General features: G+C 38.6%; 11 protein-coding genes and 1 pseudogene. 3 read left to right on the plus strand and 9 right to left on the minus strand.

Features of this window, described 5'->3' with window-relative positions; all coding sequences use genetic code 11:
• Positions 1 to 71: 71 nt before the first annotated feature.
• The 4 genes and pseudogenes from GH715_RS20410 to GH715_RS20425 all read right to left on the minus strand — a co-directional run bounded on the left by GH715_RS20410 (position 72) and on the right by GH715_RS20425 (position 1,418).
• Complete coding sequence (locus tag GH715_RS20410) at positions 72 to 218, minus strand: hypothetical protein (RefSeq protein WP_018931052.1); 147 nt, start codon at positions 216 to 218, stop codon at positions 72 to 74.
• A gap of 48 nt (positions 219 to 266) precedes the next feature.
• Positions 267 to 527 (minus strand): annotated as a pseudogene (locus GH715_RS20415) (VanZ family protein); the annotation flags it as partial.
• A 198-nt stretch (positions 528 to 725) separates the two neighbouring features.
• Positions 726 to 950 (minus strand): VanZ family protein, encoded by a 225-nt coding sequence (locus tag GH715_RS20420; protein ID WP_153835822.1) that lies wholly within the window; start codon positions 948 to 950, stop codon positions 726 to 728.
• Positions 951 to 1,091: 141 nt separating this feature from the next.
• Positions 1,092 to 1,418: a helix-turn-helix domain-containing protein gene (locus GH715_RS20425; protein WP_018931054.1), complete on the minus strand. Its 327-nt coding sequence runs from the start codon at positions 1,416 to 1,418 to the stop codon at positions 1,092 to 1,094.
• Between the two features lie 305 nt (positions 1,419 to 1,723).
• On the opposite strand from GH715_RS20425, the gene GH715_RS20430 reads away from it, so the two are divergent.
• On the plus strand, positions 1,724 to 2,299 hold the full coding sequence (locus tag GH715_RS20430) for a class D sortase (RefSeq protein ID WP_153835823.1): 576 nt from the start codon (positions 1,724 to 1,726) through the stop codon (positions 2,297 to 2,299).
• A gap of 56 nt (positions 2,300 to 2,355) precedes the next feature.
• Complete coding sequence (locus GH715_RS20435) at positions 2,356 to 4,377, plus strand: penicillin-binding transpeptidase domain-containing protein (RefSeq protein ID WP_153835824.1); 2,022 nt, start codon at positions 2,356 to 2,358, stop codon at positions 4,375 to 4,377.
• A gap of 145 nt (positions 4,378 to 4,522) precedes the next feature.
• Here the strand turns inward: GH715_RS20435 and GH715_RS21690 are convergent, their stop codons facing one another.
• The 5 genes from GH715_RS21690 to GH715_RS20455 form a co-directional block, all read right to left on the minus strand.
• Positions 4,523 to 4,699 (minus strand): hypothetical protein, encoded by a 177-nt coding sequence (locus GH715_RS21690; RefSeq protein ID WP_240469427.1) that lies wholly within the window; start codon positions 4,697 to 4,699, stop codon positions 4,523 to 4,525.
• Positions 4,692 to 5,453, minus strand: a complete 762-nt coding sequence (locus GH715_RS20440) for a nuclease-related domain-containing protein (RefSeq protein WP_240469428.1) — start codon at positions 5,451 to 5,453, stop codon at positions 4,692 to 4,694. The genes GH715_RS21690 and GH715_RS20440 overlap by 8 nt, the downstream gene beginning before the upstream one ends.
• Positions 5,454 to 5,534: 81 nt before the next feature.
• On the minus strand, positions 5,535 to 6,527 hold the full coding sequence (locus GH715_RS20445) for a Gfo/Idh/MocA family protein (RefSeq protein WP_153835825.1): 993 nt from the start codon (positions 6,525 to 6,527) through the stop codon (positions 5,535 to 5,537).
• A 12-nt stretch (positions 6,528 to 6,539) separates the two neighbouring features.
• Positions 6,540 to 7,313, minus strand: coding sequence for an SDR family oxidoreductase (locus GH715_RS20450; RefSeq protein WP_153835826.1), 774 nt, complete (start codon positions 7,311 to 7,313; stop codon positions 6,540 to 6,542).
• Positions 7,314 to 7,431: 118 nt separating this feature from the next.
• A complete protein-coding gene (locus GH715_RS20455) occupies positions 7,432 to 7,884 on the minus strand; it encodes an IDEAL domain-containing protein (RefSeq protein ID WP_240469429.1) in 453 nt (150 codons plus the stop codon).
• Between the two features lie 210 nt (positions 7,885 to 8,094).
• Between GH715_RS20455 and GH715_RS20460 the strand changes: the two genes are divergently transcribed.
• Positions 8,095 to 9,135, plus strand: a complete 1,041-nt coding sequence (locus GH715_RS20460; RefSeq protein ID WP_153835828.1) for an FUSC family protein — start codon at positions 8,095 to 8,097, stop codon at positions 9,133 to 9,135.
• Positions 9,136 to 9,629: the final 494 nt, after the last annotated feature.

The raw sequence follows: 9,629 nt of genomic DNA on the forward strand, positions 1-9,629 counted from the left end.
CACACAGGCAGAGCCTGTGGTTTTAAAAGACGTAATAATTCGAGTGTGAATCAACTTCACACTCTGTTTTTTTATTTTTTATGAAATGATAATAGATTAGCCTGCTTCAATTCATTCGTCAGTTTTTTTATAAAATCTTGTGAATTATCGATTTGTTCTCTTTCGGTTTGATCTAGCATTTTTTGTAATATAGACCGATACACTTCTTGCTCCGTCAAACGACTCAACCCCTTTACCCATCCTAATGATACAATATGTTTGTACTTCTATTTTCGTAACTTGTTTACTATCAAAATACCAAAAATCGCTATCAAAGCTCCTATTCCATCAAGAACGACATCACCTGCGTATGGTGTACGGTTTGGCGTAGATCCTTGATGCCATTCATCAAAAATAGCGTACACTAAAGTAGTCAAAAATGCAAAAAAAGTTAATAGAGTTGCTTTTTTATCCTGCCATGTCTTACTGAACGCTAGATATAATAGACCACATAGTATGGCGAATACTCCTACATGAGCCCCTTTTCTAAGAACAAAAGCGCAAGCGCCCGATTAGAAACGTAGCAACTGGAGCGAATCAACTGAGATAAAGGAATCACGGTGAGCTTGCGAGCCGATGATGACTTATCGTAGGGCGATTCGTGAAGTTGCCTAGTTTCTGGGTGCTGGAGCTGGACTTGACTCACCACGCTACCCTGATACACGTGGTCAAATTATTATAATTACCTAGCCCAAAAATTCGACAAATCCTTCTACACCTAATTGTTCGACACTAACCACAGAATGATGATATTTAAAGGAAATCGGCTGTAAAATGGATGTTAGAAAGGATAAGTCAATATGTTGAGAAAGAAATGGCTTGATGTCTTGTTCCTCGTATGGTTGGTCAGATGCGTAATATATGACTCCCATCCACAGTAGAGGAAAAAGCCAATATATTAACTTCTTCATGATTTCCTTAAACTCCTCTTTTTTCTACTATAATAATTTGTAAATTATACCACAATTTCTGACTGTTGATTACACTTTTGTTCACTATGCAAATAAAAAAATAGTCAGCTACTCCTCTAAGTGGCTGACTTGTCTGTTTAGTTAATGATTTTGTTTCCATTTGTTAAATTCTAAAAATTCTTTGAATTCTTGCTTAGAGACACCAGAATGCATTGCCTCTTCTGCAAGCTTTAACCATTCTTCATCTAATTGTTCTTTAATTTCTTCATCTGATTGAGACATTAATAATTCATTAACGGTTACACCAAGGACCTTGCCAACCTTCTCCATGAACTGAATCGATGGATTAGATTGGATTCCACGTTCAATGGAACTTAAATAGGACTTGGCAATCCCGGCTTGCTCAGCAACTTCAGATAATGACATTCTTTTTTGTTTCCTTAATTCTTGAATTTTTTGCCCTATCACAACAATTCACCCACTTTCCTGCTAACCATCATTATAACATAAATGTTTTTTTCTGTTCTATATAAAGGTACGTCTTTTTGTCGAATTATGCAAGGGTTTATGACTATTTTTGCGTATTTTGCAGAAAATCAAGACTAAAGTCCTGTAGAATTATTCGTTAAAACGTAATATTTTAGTTTGTCCCCATTGGAAATTAGTTCAAATGTCGAAGATTTACAACTATTTTCCGTTAATAAACACGTGCATTTTACCATTATTATTAGTATAATATGGATAATACATAGACTAAAGAGGTGTGGAATACTATGAAGAAGTTAGCGCTACTTTTTATTCTGGCTGGAGTCGTACTTCTAAGTATTGGCGGTTATCGTTACTTCCAAATACAAGCTGCTGAAAAACAGGCTGCTACGGAAGTAAATGAATTACTTGAACAATCTTCTAAAGGAGAAGTATCAAAACGAACACCGGAGGAATTTTTTCCAGATATGGGAGAAGCGGTTGGATATTTACACATTCCAACACTTGACGCTCAATTGCCTATAGTGGAAGGTACTGATCCAGATGAATTAGAGAAGGGAGTCGGCCATTATCGAGGTACAGCCTACCCAATGCAAGACGATCAAATTGTACTGTCTGGCCATCGGGATACTGTATTTCGAAATTTAGGGGAAGTGAAGGTCGGAGATACTTTTATAATAGAATTAGAATATGGAGAATTTGAATATGAAATGGTTGATTCCAAGATTGTTGATGCAGACGATACAACCATTATTAAATCAACAGCGCCTGACGAAGAATTGGTTATCACGACTTGTTATCCATTCTCCTATGTAGGAAACGCACCTGAAAGATATATTATCTATGCAAAACCAATTTATTAAGCGTATTGTCTGTTAGCAATACGCTTTTTTCACTTGTTTTATAGGGGGTAAATTAGATGAAAAGGTTATTCATTGTATTGATAAGCTTGCTAGCGTTTTTAGCTGCTTGTCAAGATGACGAACAAGTCAAGCCTGAAGATCGCTTGCAGGAATATGTAGACCATTGGATGGCGGAAGACTTTGAAAGTATGTATCAAATGGTTGAAGAAGATGTAGATAAAGAGGAATTTGATCGTTATCCCAAAATATACGGAGACTTGGAAGTATCAGATCTATCTGTCGAATACGAAGTCCCGGATCAAGAAGAGGAAGAGATTGACTTGGACGAGGTTGAGTCGGTGTCATTCCCGCTCAGTGTAAGTATGGAAACATTGGCAGGGCCGATTTCTTTTGATACAGAAATCGAAATGGTGAAAACGATTAAAACGGTTGAAGATGAAGAAGAAATCGATTGGCTAGTTAATTGGCACCCTGGCTTTATCTTCCCCGAGTTAGAAGACGGCGGGACAGTTGGAATCAACAGAGTTGAGCCAGTTCGCGGAGAAATCTATGACCGAAATCGTGAAGCACTTGCTGTCAATGAAAGTATCTATGAACTAGGTGTCGTAGAAGATTGGTTTACTGAGAATAAAGAGGAAGAAAAAGAAGAAATAGCAGAAATACTGGATATTACAGTGGAAGATATTGATCAAGCATTAAGTGCTGACTGGGTCACACCAGATGTGTTTGTTCCATTAAAAGTAGTTCCTAGCATTAGTGAAGATGGATTAGAAGAAGCCTTACAATCGATCGAACCATTTACAAAACAAACGACGACAGGACGTATCTATCCTTTAGGTGAAGCTGCCGCTCATTTAGTAGGATATATCGCACCAATTACAGCTGAAAAATTAGAAGAAGTAGATTCTGACGTTTATTCGGAAAGTGATTTAATTGGTTATCGAGGACTAGAAGAGTTATTTGAAGAAGAACTCCGCGGTGAGGAAGGTGTCCAGATTTATGTCGATAAAGGAGATCAGGATCCTGTCGTCATCGCTGAAACAGAGGTAAAAGATGGGGAGACGATCACCCTCACCATAGATGCTAAAGTACAACAAAGCATCTTTGATTCATTAGATGGGGACGCCGGAACTGCTGCTGCAATAGATCCTTCAACTGGTGAAACATTAGCATTAGTAAGTAGTCCAGCTTTCGACCCACACGCTTTTCTATATGGACTTAGTGGCGATCAATGGAATGAGTGGCAAGAAGATCCGAAGAATCCATTATTAAATCGATTTAGCGCAACCTTTGCACCTGGATCATCGTTCAAACCAATTACAAGTGCTATTGGCTTGGAAAATGGCTCCATTGATCCAAATGAAGGCTACACCATCGAAGGGTTGACTTGGCAAAAAGAAGGTTGGGGGAATTACTCCGTTCGACGTGTTTCTGAATCAAACGGTCCGGTTGACTTAAGAGATGCACTCGTCCGCTCCGACAATATCTATTTTGCCATGCAAGCTTTAGAAATGGGGGAAGATGCTTTTGTATCTGGCTTAGAAGCATTCGGTATTGGTGAAGAAGAGTTCCCTTTCACTTATCCAATCGAATCGAGCTCGATTTCTTCTGACGGTACATTAAGTGAAGAAGTACTATTGGCAGATACGAGCTATGGTCAAGGACAACTTGAAATGAGCGCACTACAACTAGCAACGAGCTATTCCATTTTCCAAAATGACGGCAACATTGTCCAACCAACCTTATTGATGGACGAAGAAGACGGACAGACATGGAAAGAAGGATTACTTTCTAGTGAAAATGCCGACATCATTCGCGATGCATTACGTGGCGTCGTAACAGATGGTACCGGAAGTGGTGCAAATGTTAGTGGATTAGGGATAGCCGGAAAAACTGGAACTGCTGAACTGAAACAATCACTAGATGAAAAAGATGCTGCTGAGAATGGCTGGTTTGTCGGTTATCCGGAAGATGGCAGTGTAATCATCGCTATGATGGTAGAAAACATCGAAGATAAATCAAATGGCAGTGGATATGTCGCCGAAAAAGTCGGAAACGTATTTTCTGAGATTAAATAAGAATGGATAGGAGAGCTAGCCCCAAGGAGATCGGGCTAGCTCTTTTTTGATATCGGGCACTTTCCCTTAGATATCGGGCGGTTTTATCATTATATCGGGCACTTTCCTTTGGATATCGGGCACTTTTAGTCATTTATCGGGCACTTTACAAATACTTAATCAAATCAACATGCTTATAATAGGCACCTTTATTATTGCCTTTTCGGACTAATGGAGCTCTCTGAAATAATTTTTTAATTACTTCTGAGGAATCTGTTCCGAAAAATTCTCTAGCCAGTTTATTCGTTATCCTATTCTCTGCCAATAATGCTAAATCAAACAATACTGGCAAATGGGGCATCAGAGCTACGTTCATTACAAAAAGGGCATTGCCAACGTAAGCGTATTCTGTTCATTGCAAATTTTGTACATGCCGGACATGGTACACCTTTAATAAGATCACTCCACTTGATACCATAACGGTCTAGTATAGGAAAATGTGCTTCTTGGTGGTGATCATGTAAAAAGGATACAATCTCCTGATTTTTAGAAGGTGATATTTTCGCCGGGTGTTTTCGTGCTATTTTTTCTAAAAAAGATGGAAGTGCTTGCGCTGTGAGGATTCGGTGCCTATCTGGGTAATCCTGAAGTTGTAGAATGGCATGACGATTGACAAATACCGCAGCGGTAAAGGTGGGAAGCTGTTCGATGTTATGCTTATCTAGATACCGGCGTAATTGTGCATGTTGGAGATCTACTTGCAATAATGGATCTGGAAATACTTCTTTTTCCCCTGCTTTCGTTCGTATTAACTGCCGGGAATATGGATCAAAGTAGATCGGCGCGGTGTAATTCTTGATTTCTAGTATAACACGATAATCTAGATCAAAAAGGAGCCAGTCGAGCTGGAATGCTGATTGGTGCTCAATGCGGAGGCCGTTAAGGAATTGTGGTGAATCAAGGTGGGCTTGCTTCAGGTAATATTCAAGATTTGCTTCTCCTGCTTGTCCTGACTCAAATTGCCGCCACTTGTCATAGATGTAGCGATATTGCGGATGATCTTGCGGAAGTCGATCAAGTAGTGCTTTGTGCTTCAATAATTTTAATGAGGTTTTGGGTATCATTTCTCCTCCCCTTTCCAATATATAGGCACAGCAGAAATCTACTGTGCCTCTCTTTTATAATGCGATTACTTGTCCTGTTTTACTACTCTCATAAACGGCATCAAGTACTTTCATTTGGTTACGTATTTTGGTAATGTCATAGAATAAAGGTTGATTGTTCAACACTGCATGAGCGAAGTGTTCTACCATTAATGTGTACTGGTCACCCGCTTCTTGCAATACCTCTGTACCTTCATCTGTTTTCACATGGATTTCACCTGTCATTCCTTCATTCGTGTCTGGGCGGAATGCTGATGTTACGGTGATGCTTCCCTTTGAACCGACCACTTCGTATGACTCACGCGATGTGCAATCAAAACTGGAATCAAAAGATGTAACTACGCCATTTCCAAAGGTCATCGTACCCGCCATCGTTGTATCTACTTTTAATTCTGGATGATAGTATGCACTTGCGTGAACGGATACAGGTTCTTGTTCTAGGATATTACGAATCGCATGTAAGGTGTAACATCCGACGTCAAACATCGATCCACCACCAAGCTCATTATTCAAGCGAATGTTGGAACGGTCTTCCAGATAAAAAGAGAAACTTGCGCGCATAAAGGCTACATCGCCAATCACACCGTCTTGAATCAATTGCTTTACTTTTTGATGCTGGGGATGGAATTGATACATAAAAGCTTCCATGAATACCACATTATTTCTTTCACACGCAGTAATCATTTCTTCTAATTCCTCGTTAGTGACTGCTACAGGTTTCTCACAAAGTACATGTTTGTTCTTTTCGGCTGCTTTGATTACCCATTCTTTATGTAAAGCGTTTGGCAGTGGGATATAGACTGCATCGATATCTGGATCGTCTAATAAAGCCTCATAGCTGTCAAACGTACGTGGAATATCGAGCTCTTCCGCTGCTTCATTTGCAGTTTGTTGATTTCTACTTGCGATCGCAACTACTTCTCCATTATTGGATCTCTGAATCGCTGGTATCACTTGTGTCCTACCGATTTTTGCTGTACTGAGAACTCCCCATTTTAATGTTGTCATGTTACCTCTCCTTTATAATGTCTTGATTGCCCCGCCATCTACAATTAAGGTTTGTCCCGTAATATATGTATTAGCAGCTGATCCTAGAAAAAGGATTGCTTTTGCGAATTCCTCTGGTTGTCCGATGCGACCAATCGGGATATTTGCTCCTGCTTGTTGAATACGTTCTTCAACCGATTCATCTGAAGGTTGTTGTTTGTATATGTCTCGAATCCGGTCTGTTTCCATTGTGCCAGGACCAACTGAATTAATCAAAATTTGATCAGTTGCTAATTCCTGAGATAAGCTCTTCGATAAGCCAACGATAGCAGGGCGGAATGTATTCGATAGTAATAGTCCGTCTAGTGCTTGTTTCATCGAACTTGATGTAATATTAACAATGCGTCCGAATTGCTGTTCTTTCATTCCAGGTGTTACAGCTCTAACTGTACGAATAATATTCATGAGCAATAATTCAAAAGCATGCTGCCAATCCTTATCATCAAAGTCATTAAACTTACCTGCAGGTGGACCTCCAGCATTATTGATTAAAATATCAACACGACCAATTGTCTGCATTAGATTTTCAATGTCCTGACTTTTGGTAAGGTCACAGACGATTGCTTCTACATTAGCATTCCCTGTTTCTTCAACAATCTCAGCTACTGCTTGTTCTAGTTGTGCTTTACTTCTACTTGCGATAACAACATGTGCACCCTCTTGAGCATATGCTGTGGCACATGCCTTACCTAAACCTTTGCTTGCTGCTGTGACAAGAACCTTCTTATCCTTCACTCCTAAATCCATGACACACACCTCCTGACTCTATTTTAAAAGGGATGCGATTACAATAGCAAGCAACAAGGGGCTTAAGCAATAGCGTTAGCTTACTTTACCAAGAAAAAACAGCTGCTCTAAGCAACTGCTACATTTCATTTAACTTCGTTGTATACAAATGGAAACTGTCTGGATTTTTTTCATCTAAAGCTCTATCAATAAGTCTTAATAAGTTGCTTTTCTCTAATTCCATAATCACATGGTCAATATTATCCGTCTTCTCATCAGTTTGTGACACGATCATATATGGGCCTAAAATAGTGGATAGATGCTCCTGAAAATCTTTTACTTTCATCAGATCTGATAATGTTATCCGGTTATATTTTTTTCCTTTTTGAAAAACGAAAACATCGTTTTTATTTTGGATTTGTTGTGTATCGCGATTAATTCGAATTTCTCGAGCTTCGAGCGGAACAAAATGATATACTTCATCATCCATTAATAAAGAAAAATATTGATAAGCAAGTACCACCCGAATGTGTTTGCCTTCTTCTTTCACATAATACGGTTTTAACATTTTTACGGAAAGCAAATTCAACACCTCCTCAAAAATTCATAACGCACTAATCTGCTTGAGATATACTCTTATTTTACATCATATGCAAGAAATAAGAAAGCGTTTACAACTAATTACCAAAAAGAAATTTTTGCCTAGTAATCGTTATCTTTCCATTTAAGCAGATTCACCATGGTAAGCTAACGATTTCTGCGGTATACTAAGCAATAGAATGTTCGAAGGAGAATTTTTCTAATGAAATGGTCAAAATTACGCTACCGCTTTTTTGGTAGGCGAATAATCAAAACAGCATTAGCTGTCTTTTTAACATCCATGTTATGTGAATGGATCGGCTGGCCGCCAGTATTTGCTGTCATTACTGCGATTGTCACGGTCGAACCAACTGTTGCTGATTCGATCAAAAAAGGGATCGTCCGTTTTCCTGCTTCGGCAATAGGTTCAGCCTATGCCGTTTTATTTATCTACTTGTTTGGGAACTCACCCATTACTTATACATTGTCCGCCTTGTTTACAATTATCACGTGTTATCGATTAGGTTTACATGCTGGACTTCTAGTAGCTACCTTAACATCAGTTGCCATGATCGAAGTAATCCATACTAATTTATTTGTCTCTTTTATTATTCGACTTGGCACCACAACAGTCGGACTATTAGTATCAACATTAGTCAATATGTTTATTTTACCGCCTAATTACACCAAAAAAATAATGACTAATATCCATGATCTATTAAAACAGACCGGAGAAGAATTAGAGATTATATTGAAGCAATTAGTTGGAAAAGACCGACTCTCCAAGCAAAAAACAGAGATAGACAGCCGTTTTTTAACATTAAAAACGACATTGGATCAGACAGATAAATTGTTGAATTTTCAAGCAGCAGAATCAAAATATCATAGACTGGACGAGCGTACGAAGCATGTATTTGATTACGAAAGAAAAAACCTGAAGAGATTGCGATTGATTCATTATCATATCGGTAATTTAATTAATACACCAATCCAAAACATCTGTTGGTCGAAGCAAGAGTGTGAAGACATTATGGAAATGGTGGAAACACTAGTTGATTTCATGAAATATCCTGATCATTATAAAGCAAGTGCCTACCGACAACAGGTGAAAAAATTAATGAATCAATTCTGGGAAAGTAAAAAACCAAGTAATGATCAAAATACTACCCTTTTTACACCAGAAGTCATTATCTTATACGAATTACTGTCAATTTATAATATTGTAGAAAAGATATTAATTAGTGAAAATGAACTGAAGAAATAACAAGAGTCTGGCACAACTTCTCCGGCTACCCACTTTCCCCCCTGGATATAAGCAATTATCCCCGGAAGAGAAGAGATTTTCCTCGGAAGAGAGGTAGCGCTTCCGGGGATATCTCCTTTAATGGGGTTTCCACGACGGCATAGAAAACAATACGAAAGTAATTTTTGTTTGAGTAGATGTTGTACTTGCTCCCAACGAAGTATTCTGCAGGAGCGATTTACCAGCATTCCCCAAGGAAGAATAAGCAGAGTGAATACAGGCACGTTACTGCGCAGTTTATGTTTAAGCCGTTATAAAAATCATCAGATTGCATTTACAAAGACCCGAACTATTCCATTTGTTATGGATAGTTCGGGTCTTTATTTGACTTAGATACTTATTTCCTTTAAATCTTAAATTGTCTTACCAATCCATTTAGTTCTTCTGACAGCTTTGCCAGATCTTCGGAATTGGACGATACTTCTTCCATTGAACTACTTGCTTGTTGGGCAGAT

Origin of the sequence: Gracilibacillus thailandensis, assembly GCF_010994055.1 — a bacterium.
GTDB classification, from domain to species: domain Bacteria; phylum Bacillota; class Bacilli; order Bacillales; family Amphibacillaceae; genus Gracilibacillus; species Gracilibacillus lacisalsi.